Origin of the sequence: Rhodovulum marinum (genome assembly GCF_004343075.1) — a bacterium.
Lineage (GTDB): Bacteria > Pseudomonadota > Alphaproteobacteria > Rhodobacterales > Rhodobacteraceae > Rhodovulum > Rhodovulum marinum.
Genome location: NZ_SLXP01000001.1, coordinates 473,656 through 488,434, shown reverse-complemented (window position 1 = coordinate 488,434; position 14,779 = coordinate 473,656). Strand labels below are relative to the sequence as shown.

At 66.4% G+C, this 14,779-nt stretch carries 12 protein-coding genes; 7 read left to right on the top strand and 5 right to left on the bottom strand.

Annotated features, from left to right (window positions below):
* Nucleotides 1-36 precede the first annotated feature (36 nt).
* Entirely contained in the window at nt 37-2,073 is a 2,037-nt protein-coding gene (locus EV662_RS02365) for an NADH:flavin oxidoreductase (RefSeq protein WP_132460514.1), read from the top strand.
* Between the two features lie 126 nt (nt 2,074-2,199).
* Here the strand turns inward: EV662_RS02365 and EV662_RS02360 are convergent, their stop codons facing one another.
* Nucleotides 2,200-2,820, bottom strand: coding sequence for an arylesterase (locus EV662_RS02360; protein WP_425056984.1), 621 nt, complete (start codon nt 2,818-2,820; stop codon nt 2,200-2,202).
* Nucleotides 2,821-2,902: 82 nt separating this feature from the next.
* On the opposite strand from EV662_RS02360, the gene EV662_RS02355 reads away from it, so the two are divergent.
* A complete protein-coding gene (locus EV662_RS02355; RefSeq protein ID WP_132460512.1) occupies nt 2,903-3,598 on the top strand; it encodes an ABC transporter ATP-binding protein in 696 nt (231 codons plus the stop codon).
* Nucleotides 3,595-6,117, top strand: a complete 2,523-nt coding sequence (locus EV662_RS02350; RefSeq protein WP_132460511.1) for an ABC transporter permease — start codon at nt 3,595-3,597, stop codon at nt 6,115-6,117. Before EV662_RS02355 ends, EV662_RS02350 begins: the two co-directional genes overlap by 4 nt.
* An 88-nt stretch (nt 6,118-6,205) precedes the next feature.
* Here EV662_RS02350 and EV662_RS02345 read toward each other — a convergent pair whose 3' ends face one another.
* Complete coding sequence (locus EV662_RS02345) at nt 6,206-7,675, bottom strand: ABC transporter substrate-binding protein (protein WP_132460510.1); 1,470 nt, start codon at nt 7,673-7,675, stop codon at nt 6,206-6,208.
* Nucleotides 7,676-7,828: 153 nt separating this feature from the next.
* Between EV662_RS02345 and panB the strand changes: the two genes are divergently transcribed.
* Together panB and panC are read left to right on the top strand one after the other, a co-directional pair.
* The gene (gene panB, locus EV662_RS02340) at nt 7,829-8,647 is read left to right on the top strand and encodes a 3-methyl-2-oxobutanoate hydroxymethyltransferase (protein WP_132460509.1); all 819 of its coding nucleotides are present in this window, start codon (nt 7,829-7,831) and stop codon (nt 8,645-8,647) included.
* Nucleotides 8,644-9,495 carry a pantoate--beta-alanine ligase gene (panC, locus tag EV662_RS02335; protein WP_132460508.1) on the top strand — a complete coding sequence of 284 codons (852 nt, stop codon included), beginning with the start codon at nt 8,644-8,646 and terminating at the stop codon, nt 9,493-9,495. Before panB ends, panC begins: the two co-directional genes overlap by 4 nt.
* Nucleotides 9,496-9,805: 310 nt before the next feature.
* On the opposite strand, the gene EV662_RS02330 is transcribed toward panC, so the two are convergent.
* A complete protein-coding gene (locus EV662_RS02330) occupies nt 9,806-11,092 on the bottom strand; it encodes an acetylornithine deacetylase/succinyl-diaminopimelate desuccinylase family protein (protein ID WP_132460507.1) in 1,287 nt (428 codons plus the stop codon).
* A gap of 157 nt (nt 11,093-11,249) precedes the next feature.
* Here EV662_RS02330 and EV662_RS02325 point away from each other — a divergent pair, with 157 nt between their 5' ends.
* A complete protein-coding gene (locus EV662_RS02325) occupies nt 11,250-11,516 on the top strand; it encodes a hypothetical protein (RefSeq protein WP_132460506.1) in 267 nt (88 codons plus the stop codon).
* 7 nt (nt 11,517-11,523) lie between these two features.
* Nucleotides 11,524-12,156: a DUF1523 family protein gene (locus EV662_RS02320; RefSeq protein WP_132460505.1), complete on the top strand. Its 633-nt coding sequence runs from the start codon at nt 11,524-11,526 to the stop codon at nt 12,154-12,156.
* Between the two features lie 2 nt (nt 12,157-12,158).
* Here EV662_RS02320 and EV662_RS02315 read toward each other — a convergent pair whose 3' ends face one another.
* Together EV662_RS02315 and EV662_RS02310 are read right to left on the bottom strand one after the other, a co-directional pair.
* On the bottom strand, nt 12,159-14,522 hold the full coding sequence (locus tag EV662_RS02315) for an aldehyde dehydrogenase family protein (protein WP_132460504.1): 2,364 nt from the start codon (nt 14,520-14,522) through the stop codon (nt 12,159-12,161).
* On the bottom strand, nt 14,519-14,749 hold the full coding sequence (locus EV662_RS02310; protein WP_132460503.1) for a hypothetical protein: 231 nt from the start codon (nt 14,747-14,749) through the stop codon (nt 14,519-14,521). The genes EV662_RS02315 and EV662_RS02310 overlap by 4 nt, the downstream gene beginning before the upstream one ends.
* Nucleotides 14,750-14,779 lie beyond the last annotated feature (30 nt).

The window sequence follows — 14,779 nt, the reverse complement described above, 5'->3', positions numbered from 1 at the left end:
ACGGCTCCCTTAGTTTGATCGGGAAGGAGCCCGCCCATGTCCACCGATCCGCTGCTGACACCCTATCGCCTGAAGCATCTGACATTGCGCAACCGGCTGATGTCCACCGCGCACGAACCCGCCTATTCCGAGGACGGGATGCCGAAGGAGCGGTATCGGCTTTACCATGTCGAGAAGGCCAAGGGGGGCATTGCGCTGACGATGACTGCGGGATCCGCCGTCGTATCGCCCGACAGTCCCGAGGCGTTCGGGAACCTCTTGGCCTATCGCGACGAGATCGTGCCCTGGATGGCCGAACTGGCGGATGCCTGCCACGAACACGGCACGGCGGTGATGATCCAACTGACCCACCTGGGTTGGCGCACGGGGTGGAACAAGGGCGACTGGCTGCCGGTCCTTGCGCCATCGGCCATGCGCGAACCCGCCCACCGTGCCTTTTCCAAGGAAATGGAGGACTGGGACATCGCGCGGATCGTGGCCGATTACGCGGCGGCGGCGCAACGGATGCAGGCGGCGGGGCTGGATGGCATCGAGATCGAGGCTTATGGCCACCTTATGGATGCCTTCTGGTCGCCATACCAGAACCGGCGCGAGGATGAGTGGGGCGGATCGCTCGACAACCGGCTGCGGTTTACCTGGGCGGTCCTGGACGCGGTGCGGGGCACCGTTGGCCCCGATTTCATCGTGGGACTGCGGCTGGTCGCCGACGAGCAGTTCGACAAGGGGATCACGCGGACCGATGGTGTCGAGATCTGTCGCCGCCTTGCGGGCAGCGGCAAGGTGGATTTCCTGAACCTTATCCGCGGCCGGATCACGACAGATGCCGAACTGACCGGCGTCATCCCGGTGCAGGGCATGCCCTCGGCCCCGCACCTGGATTTCGCAGGCGAGGTGCGTGCGGAAACCGGGATCGCGATGTTCCATGCCGCCAAGATTTCCGATGTGGCGACCGCGCGCCACGCGGTGGCGGCTGGCAAGCTCGACATGGTGGGCATGACCCGCGCCCACATGGCCGACCCGCATATCGGCCGCAAGCTCGCTGCCGGCCAGGAAACCCGCATCAGGCCTTGCGTCGGCGCCACCTATTGCCTCGACCGCATCTACGAAGGGGGCGAGGCGCTGTGCGTCCACAACGCCGCTACGGGCCGCGAGGGCTGGATGCCGCACGAGATCCCGCGTGCCGCAAACCCCCGCCGCGCGGTGATTGTGGGGGCGGGGCCCGCGGGGCTGGAGGCTGCGCGCGTGGCTGCCGAACGGGGGCACCGGGTGACCGTCTTGGAAGCTGCGAATCGTGCGGGCGGGCAGATCAACCTGTTGACCGCGAATCCACGGCGGCGCGAGATGGCGGGGATCGTTGACTGGCGCGTGGCGGAACTCGAGCGGCTGGGCGTCGAGATCCGCTATAACACCTGGGCCGAGCCCGAAGACGTGCTGGCGCTGAACCCCGAGGTGGTGGTGATCGCCACGGGTGGCTTGCCGCAGCCCCCCGAGATGGAGGGAGTGGAGTTGACCGTTTCGAGCTGGGATGTCCTTTCGGGCGCGGTGAAACCGGCGGCGCGGGTTTTGGTCTATGACGACAACGGCGGACACCCGGGGATGAGCGCGGCCGAGGTTCTGGGCCGCGCGGGCGCGGAAGTGGAACTGGTCAGCCCCGAACGGTTCTTCGCCCCCGAGATGGGTGGCATGAACCACGCGCCCTATGCCACGAGTTTTGCCGAAACGAACGTGCGGGTCACGATCAATACCCGCTTGGTCGCGATTCGCCGCGAAGGCAACGAACTGGTGGCGACGCTGGGCAGCGATCACGCGCGCGGCTGGTCCGATGAACGCAGGGTCGACCAGGTGGTGGTGGAACACGGTACCGCCGCGCTCGATGAACTGTATCATGCGCTCAGGGGCGTCAGCATCAATCTTGGCACGATCGATTACCCTGCGCTGATCGGTTCGGGCGACCCGTTCCCGACGAGGAACCCTGATGGCCGTTTCGTGCTTTACCGGATCGGTGACGCCATCGCGTCGCGCAATATCCATGCCGGCATATATGATGCGCTCCGCCATGGGCTGCGCTGGTAGCCCCGATCAGATTGCGCGCCTGCGGCGCAAGCCTTTCCTCTCGGGGCCGGCCCTTCGGCCGGTCCCTCGGACGGGTGCAAGGTGACTATCGGTGCAAGAGCGTTCGAACCGGGCAGGGTGGTGCGTCTATGAGCCTGACCCGTTCGCGCGTTCGACGAGGTCCAGAACCGCGGGTCCCATTGCCTCGACGATTCGCGCCACGCCGGCGGCCGAGGGGTGGATGCCGTCCTGCTGCATGTAGTCGCGCATCGCCGTTCCGCGGTCTGGCAGATCCGTCAGTCCCTTGAGGAAGCTTTCAAAATAGAGGGTGCCATAGGTCTGTGCGAGGTCGGGATACATCGCGTCGAAGGCGGCCTTGTACTCGGGGCCGTAATTGCCCGGTGCGCTGAGGCCAACGAGCAGCACCTCGACTCCGGCCTCGCGGGCGGCCTTCAGGATGCCTTCGAGATTGGCCCGCGACGCGGCCGGGTCGATCCCCCTGAGCAGGTCGTTGCCGCCAAGCGCCACGATCATCGCGTCGACATCGGGCGTCAGCGTCCAGGCCACGCGCGACAGCCCGCCCGCGGTGGTGTCGCCCGAGACACCGGCGTTCAGAACCGTCGCCTCGGCGCCGTGATCGCGCAACCAGTCCTGAAGTTGCGGGACGAACCCGTCGCCCTGCGCCAGCCCGTAGCCCTGGGTCAGGCTGTCGCCCAGCGCTGCGATCGTCACCTCGGCCGATGCCGTTGTCGTGAGGCCGGCCAACACCACCGCCTTCGCGGCGAAAAGCTTGAGCGCGTGGCCACATGCCCCATATGCACAACCACGCCCCGTTCGCAGAAGGCCCCCAATGGCAGACCCGATCCTATCTCTCGCCGATGTTACCCTGACCCTGGCCGGAAATGCCGGCCCGGTGGAAATCCTGCACGGGATCACGCTTGACGTGACGCCGGGCGAAACGCTGGGGCTGATCGGGCCGTCGGGGTCGGGCAAATCGTCTCTCCTCATGCTTATGGGCGGGCTCGAACGGGCCAGTTCGGGCCGGGTGACGGCGCTGGGCCACGACCTGACCGCGATGAACGAGGACCAGCTTGCCCGGTTCCGCAGGGATCATATGGGCGTCGTCTTCCAGTCTTTCCACCTGATCCCGACGATGACCGCGCTGGAAAACGTGGCGACGCCGCTGGAACTGGCCGGGCATCGCGATGCGTTCGACCGGGCGGCCGAGGAGTTGCGCACGGTGGGGCTGGGCGCGCGCATGGACCATTATCCCAACCAGATGTCGGGTGGCGAACAACAGCGCGTGGCGTTGGCCCGGGCCGCCGCGCCGCGCCCTCATATCCTGTTGGCCGACGAACCGACCGGGAATCTCGACGGGGCCAATGGCGCGGCGATCATGGACCTGTTGTTCGGGCTGCGCGACCGGCATGGCGCGACGCTGGTGCTGGTGACCCACGCCGCCGATCTTGCGGCGCGCTGTGATCGCGTGGTGCGCCTGGCCGATGGTCGAATCGCGGGCGAAGAGGCGCGGAGGGCGGCGGAATGAGCCTGCCCGTCGCTATTCGCATCGCCCGGCGGGAGTTGCGCGGGGGATTGCGCGGGTTCTATGTCTTTCTGGCCTGTCTTGCCCTTGGCGTTGCGGCCATCGCCGCGGTGGGCTCCGTGCGTGAAAGCATCGAGGGCGGGCTGAAGCGCGAGGGGGCGGTGCTGCTCGGCGGGGATGCCGAGATGTCGCTGACCTATCGCTATGCCGAACCCGAGGAACGGGCGTGGATGGACGCGACTGCAACGCGTGTGTCCGAGATCGTCGATTTCCGGTCCATGGTGGTGGTCGAGCGCGGCGCCGTCACCGAACGGGGGCTGACCCAGGTCAAGGGGGTCGACGGCGCCTATCCGCTGTATGGCCGGGTCGAACTTGATCCGCCGATCCCATTGGACGAGGCGCTTGCAGGCAATGGCGCTGTGATGGAACGGGTTCTGGCCGACCGGTTGGGCTTGACGCCCGGTGATGACTTTCGCCTGGGTACGGCCGAATACAGGTTGAGCGCGATCCTGACGCGCGAACCGGATGGGGCGGGGGACGGGTTTGGCCTTGGTCCGAGATTGTTGATCCGTACCGAGGCGTTGGAAGGGTCGGGATTGCTGGCGCCCGGCACGCTGTTCGAGACGAAATACCGCCTCGCATTGCCCGAGGGCGCCGATATGGCCGCGCTCGAGGCCCGCGCCGATGCCCGCTTTGCCGACAGGGGCATGCGCTGGCGCGATGCGCGAAACGGCGCGCCCGGGATGACGCGTTTTGTCGACCGGATGGGATCGTTCCTGGTGCTGGTGGGGTTGGCCGGGCTTGCGGTCGGCGGCGTGGGCGTGTCGGCGGCGGTGCGCGCCTATCTGGACGGCAAGACCGAGGTGATCGCCACGCTCAAGACGCTTGGGGCCGAAGGGCGGACGATCCTGCTGGCCTACCTGATCCAGATTGGCACGCTGGCGGGCCTGGGGATCGCTGTCGGCCTTGTGCTTGGGGCACTGGCGCCGATCTTGGCGGCACCCTTCATCCAGGCGCAGCTGCCCGTGCCGGTCGAGGTCCAGGTCCATCCCGGGCCGCTGGCCGAGGCGGCGCTTTACGGCATTCTCACTGCGCTGCTCTTCACGCTTTGGCCCCTCGCCCGGACGGAAGAGGTGCGCGCCGCGGCGCTGTTCCGCGACGTGTCGGGACGGGTGCGGGTCTGGCCGCGCCCGATCTATGTGGCCGCAACCGGGGCACTTGCTGCTCTGCTGATCGGGGTGGCGGCCTGGTTCTCGGGTGTGCCGAAACTGGCGCTGTGGTCGGCCTTTGGTATCGTCGCCGCGCTGGGCCTGCTGGCACTGGCCGCGGTGGGGCTCCGGCGTCTGGCGCGCCGGTTGGCCCGCGCGCGGTTTTTGCGCGGTCGGACGTCCGTCAGGTTGGCGCTGGGCGCAGTGGGGGGACCGGCGGGCGAGACCACGTCAGTTGTTTTGTCCTTGGGGTTGGGGTTGTCGATTCTTGCCGCAATCGGCCAGATCGACGCCAACCTGCGCAGCGCGATCCAGCAGGAATTGCCCGAGCGCGCGCCGTCCTATTTCGTGGTCGATATTCAGCCCGAGCAGCTGGATGGGGTGCTGACGCGGCTGACCGGTGACCCGGGCGTTAGCAAGGTCGAGACCGCGCCCATGCTGCGCGGGGTCATAACCCGGATCAACGGCCGCCCGGCCAAGGAGGTCGCGGGCGATCACTGGGTCATAAGGGGCGACCGCGGCGTGACCTATTCCGCCGCCCCGCCCGAGGGCACGATCGTCAACGCCGGTCAATGGTGGCCCGAAGGCTATGACGGACCGCCGCAGATGAGCTTTGCCGACGAGGAGGCAGAGGAAATCGGGCTGAAGCTCGGCGACGAGGTGACGGTGAACATCCTGGGGCGCGACATCACCGCAACGGTCACAAGCTTTCGTGCGGTGGATTTCTCGACGGCCGGGATCGGTTTCGTGATGGCGATGAACCCCGCGGCGCTGATGGGGGCGCCGCACACCCATATCGCCACGATCTATGCCGAACCCGAGGCAGAGGCGGCGATTCTGCGCGACCTCGCCTCGGCCTATCCGAACATCACCGCGATCCGGGTGCGGGATGCCATCGACCGGGTGGCCGAGGTGCTGGGCTCGCTGGCTGCGGCGATCGGCTACGGCGCATCTGCGACGCTGGTTACGGGGGTGATCGTGCTGATCGGCGCGGCGGCGGCGGGCGAACGGGCGCGCATCTTCGAGTCAGCCGTGCTGAAGACCGTGGGCGCTGTCCGGGGGCAGGTGCTGGCCTATTTCGCACTGCGCTCGGCCATGCTGGGGGCTGCGGCCGGCGCGGTGGCCATCGTTGCGGGCGGAGTGGCCGGCTGGGCCGTCATGGAATTCGTGATGATGGGGGGCTACGAGTTCGAACCGGGCTCTGCCGTGGCGATCGTGCTGGGCGGTGCCCTTGCCACCCTGCTTGCCGGGCTTGCCTTCGCCTGGCGGCCACTTGCGGCGCGACCCGCGCGGGTCCTGCGCGCACGGGAATAGGGGGAGCTCGTGTCCCTGGCCCGCACGGCGCGTTGGGTCGGCTTGGCCTTGGCGCGCGCCGCAGGCGCTCTTTTGGATCACGGCCGGTTCATTCGGTCCAGCGCACGGCGGTCAGGTCATTGGCCTGGGTCGGCGCATTTTCCCAAAGCCCTTCGATCCTCGCATTCGCGACGCCGGTCTTGGCCAACTGGAACAGGAACCCGTTGACATAATCCCCGGCGATCATTGCCTGCGCCTCCTGCAGAAGGGCCGACCGGGCTGCTGGATCGGTCGTGCCTGTCAGTCGGTCGATCAGCGCCACGAAGTTGGATTTGCCATAGCCGAAATAATAGTCCGGCCTCGCATAGATGTTGATGTCCGCCGGTTCCGTATGGCTGACGATGCTCAGGTCGAAATCATGGCCCTTGAACACTTGTTCCAGCCACTGCGCCCATTCCAGGTTGGTGATCTCGGTCTCGATCCCGACCGCGCGCAGTTGGGCGGCCACGATTTCCCCGCTGCGCCGGGCGTAAGCGGGGGGCGGCAACGCAAGACGCAGCCTGAGGTCCGTTTGCCCGGCCTCGGCCAGCAACGCCTTCGACCTCTCGGGATCGTAGGCTGACAGTTCGGTGAGATCGGCATAGTCGGGATTGTGCGGCGCGAAATGGGTGCCGATGGGCGTACCATAGCCGAACATCGCCCCGTCGATGATGTCCTGGCGGTTGATCGCATGGGCAATCGCCGCGCGCACCCGCACATCGTCCAGCGGCGGCTGGCGGTTGTTCATCGCAAGGATCGTCTCGCCTTCGGTCGATCCCACGATCACGCGGAACCGCGGATCGGCCTGGAACTGCGCCAGGGTTTCGGGCGCAGGGAAGTTCGGGAAAGCGTCGACATCGCCGGCCATCATCGCGGCGAAGGCCGCGTTGGGGTCCGATATGAACTTGAAGGTCGCGCGGGCCAGCGACGGCGCATCGCCCCAATAGGCGTCGTTCCGGATGATCTCGACCCGGTCGCCCTGCACCCAACGGTCGAACCGGAAGGGGCCGGTGCCCACGGGTGCCGTTGCCGCGCTCTCGACGCTTTCGGGCGCCAGGATCACAGCGTCTCCCCAGGCCAGCTTGAACGGGAAGTTGCCGTCGGGCGCCTTCAGCGTCACGCGCACGGTCAGCGCGTCCACCACCTCGACGCCTGCTATCCCGGCGAACAGCGCCTTTTGCGCATTGGTCGAATCCTCGGCCCGCGCGCGATCGAGACTGAACCTGACATCTTCGGCATCCATCGTCGTGCCGTCATGGAAGGTGACGCCATCGTGCAGGTGGAAAGTGTACTCGGTGGCCTCGGCATTCGCCTCCCAGCTTTCGGCAAGGGCGGGAATGACAGACCCGTCCGGGGCGAACCGGGTCAGCCCCTCGAAGATATTCGCGTAAACCACCTCGTCGATGGCGGCCGCGGCCCCGGCGGTGGGGTCCAGGTTGGGCGGTTCCAGCACCATGCCCAGCGTGATCGTGTCTTCGGCGGCGAGGGTCTGGCCCGCGCCGAGCGCGAGGCAGAGGGCGGCGGTCGGAACGAGGCGCATTCTGCGTTCTCCCTTGCAACTCATGACCCCATCTGACGGCGCAGGGCAGCCCAAGGCAAGGGCCGAGGCGTGGCAACATGGCCGCAACGGGCTGGAGTCTGCGTTGCAGCATTGTATAAGCGCGCAACCTGGTAATAGCCGAGTGAGGAGAGGATGAGCGCAACCGGACAGGTCCGCCGGATCACGCCCAGTGCGTTCAGGGCACGAAAGGGTGATACGCCCCTGGTCTGCCTGACCGCCTATACCACGCCCGTCGCGCGTCTCGTCGATGCGGAATGCGACCTTGTTCTGGTCGGCGACAGCGTCGGCATGGTGCTGCATGGACTGCCCTCGACACTTGGCGTGACGATGGAGATGATGATCCTGCACGGCCAGGCGGTCGCGCGCGGGTTGCAGCGGGCCCTGATGGTGGTCGACATGCCTTTTGGCAGCTACGAGGAAAGCCCCGAACAGGCGTTTCGCAATGCCGCGCGGATCATGGCCGAAACCGGGGCGGGGGCGGTCAAGCTGGAAGGCGGAACCGCGATGGCCGACACGATCCGGTTCCTGACCGCTCGCTCGATCCCCGTGATGGCCCATGTCGGGCTGACGCCACAGGCAATCAATACGCTGGGGGGCTACAAGGTGCAGGGACGCGGCGACGACGCCGCCCGCGTTCTGGCCGATGCCCATACCGTGGCCGAGGCGGGTGCGTTTTCCGTGGTCCTGGAAAAGGTCCCCGCAAGCCTTGCGGACCGGATCACCGCAGAGGTTCCGATCCCCACCATCGGCATCGGGGCCTCTTCTGGCTGCGACGGGCAGGTGCTGGTCGTCGATGACATGCTGGGCCTTTTCACCGAGTTCAAACCGAAATTCGCGAAGCGCTATGCCGAGCTTGGCGAGAGTGCGCGCGCCGCCATCGCGGCCTATGCCGAAGATGTCCGTTCCCGCCGTTTTCCCGCGCCTGAACATATCTTCGGAGATGCGAAATGACCGCGCCGATCATTCGGCGACTGGCCGATCTGCGCAATTTGACCGCGCGCTGGCGGGCCGAAGGCGCACGGATCGGTGTCGTGCCCACGATGGGCGCGCTTCACGTGGGGCATCTCAGTCTTGTCGAGGCCGCCAAGACGGGCGCCGACCGGGTGATCGTCACGATTTTCGTGAATCCCAAGCAATTCAATAATCCCGACGATCTGGCGAACTACCCCCGGACAGAGGAGAGCGATGCCGCCAAGCTTGCGCCCTTCGCGGTCGATGCGATCTATGTGCCCGATCCCGACCAGGTCTATCCGGATGGCTTCGCGACGACCGTTTCGGTCTCGGGCGTCAGCGAGGGGCTGTGCGGCGCGCACCGGCCGGGCCATTTCGACGGGGTGGCGACCGTCGTGACCAAGCTCTTGCTGCAAACGCAGGCTGACCGCGCCTATTTCGGCGAGAAGGATTTCCAGCAGTTGATGGTGGTGCGGCGCCTGGTCAGTGACCTCGATATCCCGGTGGAGATCGTCGGTTGCCCCACCGTGCGCGAGCCGGATGGCCTGGCGCTCTCTTCGCGAAACGTGCGGCTGTCGGATGTGGCGCGGTCCAAGGCCCCGGCGCTGTACGCGTCGCTGACAGAGGCGGCGGGGGCGATCGCGGACGGAACGCCTGTTGCACGGGCGCTTGCGGCGGCACGGGCCGCGGTGTTGGCGGGCGGCTATTCGGATGTCGAGTATCTCGAACTGCGGTCGTCGACGACGCTGGCCCCGCTGGATGCGCCGACCGAACCCGCGCGCCTTTTGGTGGCCGCGCATCTGGACGGCGTGCGGCTGATCGACAACGTGGCCCTGTGTACGATTTGAATTTCGCCTTGCTTGCGCAAGGCGACCGGCGCCGGGGGCTGCGCCCCCGGCGGTAGACGAGATGCCCTTGCCAGAAGCGGCCGCGTTCGAATGCGTTTGCGGCTTGCCGCATCGCTCGGCACTGGCGAACAGCCGGGTCCCCACTGGCCCGCAAACCGGGAAGGGCGCTCTGGCGATGTCCTGAACCGGATTGCCGTCTTCCGGGCGCGTCGAGTCGCAATGCGGCCCGCGCGTCAGCCGAGCAATTGCCAGGGCTTGGGCGCGGCCCTTATCTCATCGGCCGAAACGCGGGCCTTGCGGGCAAGCGCCTTCACCGCAACAGCAATTCCCCCAATGTCAGCGCCATCACCCGTGACGAGTCGACCATGTCATCGATTCCCACCCATTCGTCGGGCTGATGCGCCAAATCGAGAACCCCGGGGCCGTAGGCGATGCAGTTCTTCAGTCGGCCGATCCGGTCGATATGCTTCTGGTCGTATGTGCCCGGTGAGACCACGAAATCGGGAACGCGGCCCAGCACCCGCTCGATCGCCGCGGCGACGGCCGTGACCACCGGCGCATCGCGCTCGGCCATCGTGGGCAGTACTTCGAACAGCTCGTGGATTTCGTAGTCGAACCCGGGGCGCCGTGCCTTCACCCGCTCCAGCATCGTGTGGACCTCGGCCTTCACCTCGGCGATGTCCTCCTCGATCAGGAAACGGCGGTCGATGGTGATGCGGCAGCGGTCAGGCACGCAGGGCACGGGTAGGCCGGTGTAATCCGGGTCCTGTTCGGGTTCGCCGCCGTGGATCGCGTTGATGTTCAGGGTAGAGTTCCGTGCGCCCTCGGGGACCACCGGCATGTCGGTCCGCTTGCCCGCCAGCAGCGGGAACAGCGTTTCCTCCATCTCGGCCAGCACCGCCCCCATGTGCCGTACCGCGCAATCGCCGAGAAACGGCATCGACCCGTGCGCGATCCGCCCCTTGGTCTCGATCTCGGCCCACCAGACTCCGCGATGGCCGAGGCAGATGCGGTGCTTGTTCAAAGGTTCCGGGATGATCACATGCTGAACGCGTGCGGGATCGAACCAGCCGCGTTCCGCCAGATATGCCACGCCCCCATATCCGCCCGATTCCTCGTCCGCCGTCGCACTGATCTCGACCGCGCCGCAATAGTCGGGGCAGGTTTCGACAAACGCTTCGGCCGCGATCACGGCGGCCGCCAGCCCGCCCTTCATGTCGCAGGCCCCGCGCCCGTAAACCCGGCCGTCCTTCACCTCTCCGCCAAAGGGATCGACGCTCCAGCCGTGGCCCACCTCGACCACGTCGTGATGGCCGTTGAAATGGACACACTCGCCCGGGCCCGTGCCCTCGTGCCGGGCGACGAGGTTCCATCGGGGATAGGTGTCGCTGTCGGCGGGTGCTCCGTGGGCGCGGATCAGTTCCACCCCGAAGCCGTTTGCCGCCAGCCGCGCGGCGAGATAGTCGCAGATGTCCCGGTAATTGCGCCCCGGCGGGTTCAACGTGGGGATGCGGATCAGGTCCTGTGTCAGCGCCACCAACGCGCCGCGCCGCGCGGCGACCGCCGCCTCCAGCCTGTGCCATGTCCCTTCATCCATCGCGCGCAGACTAGCGCGCGCAAAGCGCCACAGCAATCGCGCCGCGGCGTCGGAGCAGGGTGCAATTCGCGCCCTATCTCCCTATATCTGACGAAAGGCGGCTGACCCGAGGCACCATGACCCGTATGCCCGTTTCTGCACCCCCGAGGGGATTCCGATGATCGCCTTGCTGCGATTTCTTCTGCTTGGCATCGTGGTACTGACAGTGGTCTATGTCTGCGTGTCATTCTATTCGCGTGCGGTCCGCCGGGAAAAGCTGGAACGGGAATGGGACGAGGACATCCGCGAGGGCGACCGCGACGCCTTCATCCGCGAGGGGCTTGAGGAATATGATGGCTCGCTCAGGCGCAAGCTGATCCTCGGGGTCTATGTCATTCCGATGATCGTCGTCGCGACGATCATCTACATCGTCAACTACACGTGAGGCTGCGATGGTTTACGTCAAATGGACCTTCCTTGCGGTGATCGCCGCCCTGGTCTTTTCCTTCTTCCACTACACGCTGCCCCAGCATGACATCGTGCGGATCACAAACACGGATATCCGCCGGATCGACTTCGGCGATAATTCGATCTTCTGGGCGAACCCGGCGCCGGGCACCGCCGAGGGCACCGTTGGTCGTGATGTACACTTCATCGAGGCGTTCCGGCCGAACGGCAAGCCCATCGTCTATCGCAACGAGGATACCGGCTGGGGCTGGCCGCCCTATTTCAAGGTCGATACCTCGAACCTGCAGGCCGAGGCGCGCGACTTGGTCTCGACCAAGGATGCGCCGCAATGGGTCGTGGTCACGCATTATGGCTGGCGCAACGAGTATCTTTCGATCTACCCGAACGCAGTCGGCGTACGCCCGGCCGAGGGGCCGGACGAGCGGATCATTCCTTGGTTCAACATCGTGCTGCTCTCGATCCTGGGCCTTGTCGTGCTGTGGATCTGGCGCGTGCTGGCCAGGTTCAAGGAAGACCGGATCGAACCCCTTATCGACGATGCAGGCGAGTTCATCGAAAGTGTGGACGACCGCGCCGAAAGTGTCTGGCGGCGGCTCTTCGGGCGCGGCGGGCACTAGGGTCATGCGCCCCAGGGAATCCAGACCGTCTTGACCTCGGTGGCCGCGCGAAGGAACGCGCGGCCTTCACCGTCTTCGCCGGTCCAGTCGCAGGCTCGGCCGTGGTTGACCCAGGTCCGCTTCAGGTTGCCCGCGGCGGCGCGTTCGATCTCTGCGGAGATGTCTGATGACGAGAACGACCAGACCGCGTCCACGTCCATATGCGCGGCCAGCGTCGCGGCCAGTGTCGTGTGCGACCCGGTGACGATGTTCACCACGCCCCCGGGCACGTCCGATGTGTCAAGCACCTGGTAGAAATCGGTCGCGATCAGCGGGAAGGGGTCCGAGGGAACCAAAACGACCGCGTTTCCCATCGCGATGGCGGGCGCCAGTACCGAGACAAGCCCCAGAAGCGGCACCTCGTCGGGGCAAAGCGCACCGATGACGCCCACCGGCGTGTTCATGGCGAGCGCCGTGCCCCGGATCGGCACGGCCTTGATTTCGCCCGCGGCCTTGTCGGCACGGGCGGCCCAGGTGAACAGCCGGTCGATGGTGGCTTCGACCTCGGCCGCGGCCTTGGCCTTTGGCCCGCCGGTCATCGCGTGCAGCCGATCGGCGAACTCTCCGGCCCGTGTCGACAGGTTCTCGGCGATATAATACAGGATTTGCGCGCGGTTATGGGCGCTGGCCGCGGCCCAGGCTCCTTGGGCCTTGCGCGCGGCCTCGACCGCGTTGCGGATGTCCTTGCGGTTGCCAAGGCCGACATGGCCGACGATGCGCCCGCGCGCGCCGTAAACGGTGCGGCAATAACCGCTATCGGGCCGGGCCTGCTTGCCCCCGATATAAAGCTTTGCGGTGCGGTCCAGCGGGTCGGCGGGCGCCGGTTTGTCCGCCCTTTCCGCCAGTGCGAGCGGTTTCAGCGGTTTCGCCGTACCCTTTGGGCGGAGGTATTCCATCAACCCTTCCCAGCCGCCCTCGCGACCAAAGCCGCTTTCGCGCAGGCCGCCGAAACCGGCCGCCGCGTCGAACATGTTGGACCCGTTCACCCAGATCACCCCGGCGGTCAGCTTGGGGGCGACGTCTAGTGCCACGCCGATGGTCTCGCTCCAGACGCTGGCAGCCAGACCATATCTTGTGTCGTTGGCCAGTTGCACAGCCTCGGCGGGGGTGCGAAATGTGGTCGATACGAGGACGGGGCCGAAAATTTCCTCTTGCATCAGGGTCGATGCGGGGGACAGGCCCGTGATCAGCGTCGGTGGGTAGAAACAGCCCCGACCGGGCATGTGGCAGTCGGGTTGGAAAAGCGCGCCCTCGCCGGCGCCTGCCGCGACCATCCCCTCGATCCGGGACAATTGCGTTTCGTCCACGATCGCGCCGATGTCGATGCACTTGTCCAGCGGATCGCCAAGGCGCAGCGCCGCCATCCGCGCCCGCAGCCGATCATGGAAGGCGTCCGCGATGCCCTCTTGCACAATCAGCCGTGACCCGGCGCAGCAGACCTGCCCCTGGTTGAACCAGATCGCGTCGACCAGCCCCTCGACCGCCGAGTCCAGGTCGGCGTCCTCGAACACGATGTAAGGCGACTTGCCGCCCAGCTCGAGCGACAGCGCCTTGCCGCTGCCGGCGGTCGCTGTGCGGATTTTCCGCCCCACCTCGGTCGAGCCGGTAAAGGCGATCTTGTCGATACCGGGATGCGTGACGATTCTTTCGCCCACCGCCCCGTCGCCGGTCACGATGTTCACCACGCCCGCGGGCAGCCCGGCCTCGCTCGTCAGTTCGGCGAACAAAAGCGCCGTCAACGACGTTTGTTCGGCGGGTTTCAACACCACCGTGTTGCCCGCGGCCAGCGCCGGGGCGATCTTCCAGGCGAGCATCAGGAACGGGAAATTCCACGGGATGATCTGGCCACAGACACCAAGGGGCACGTGCTCCGCCAGGTCCTTGTCCAGAAGCTGCGCCAGCCCCGCGTGGTAATAGAAATGCCGCGCGGCCAGCGGTACGTCGATGTCGCGGCTTTCCCGGATCGGCTTGCCGTTGTCCAGCGTTTCCAGCACCGCGATCAGGCGCGCATGCTTCTGGATCAGCCGGGCGAGGGCGTAAAGGGCACGCGCCCGGGCATGGCCCGACAGCCCGGTCCATTTCGGTTGCGCCTTGCGGGCGGCGTCGACGGCGGCGTCCACCTCGGCGGGGGTGGCTTGCGTCAGCGTCGCCAGCACCTCGCCGGTGGCGGGGTTCTTCGCTTCGAACCCGTCGCCGGGTTCTGTGAACTGCCCGGCGATGAAGTGGCCGAACCGGTCGCCCCGGTCCACCAGCCAGGCCAGCGCTTCGGCCGCGCTTTCCGTGGCGGGGCCGTATTCCATGCTGTCCATCAGATCGGAAACGGTCACTTGATTGCCCACTTCCGTCCAGCCAGAGTCAGCTTTTTTGCCTTTCTAAGTCGATCGGCTGCCCATCGCATGTCGTATTGCCACGTGAAAAACAGGTCGCCTGAGCGTTTCAGTTCAGGTTCGTATTTGTTCCAGACGTACTTGGCGACCTCTGCAACCGTTGCTTCCCCGCCGAGATCGTGGACTGCTTCGAAGACCCATTCTTGCAAATCACTTTTGTCAGCCATTGCTAAAATTCCTCCGCGTATCTTTAGCGG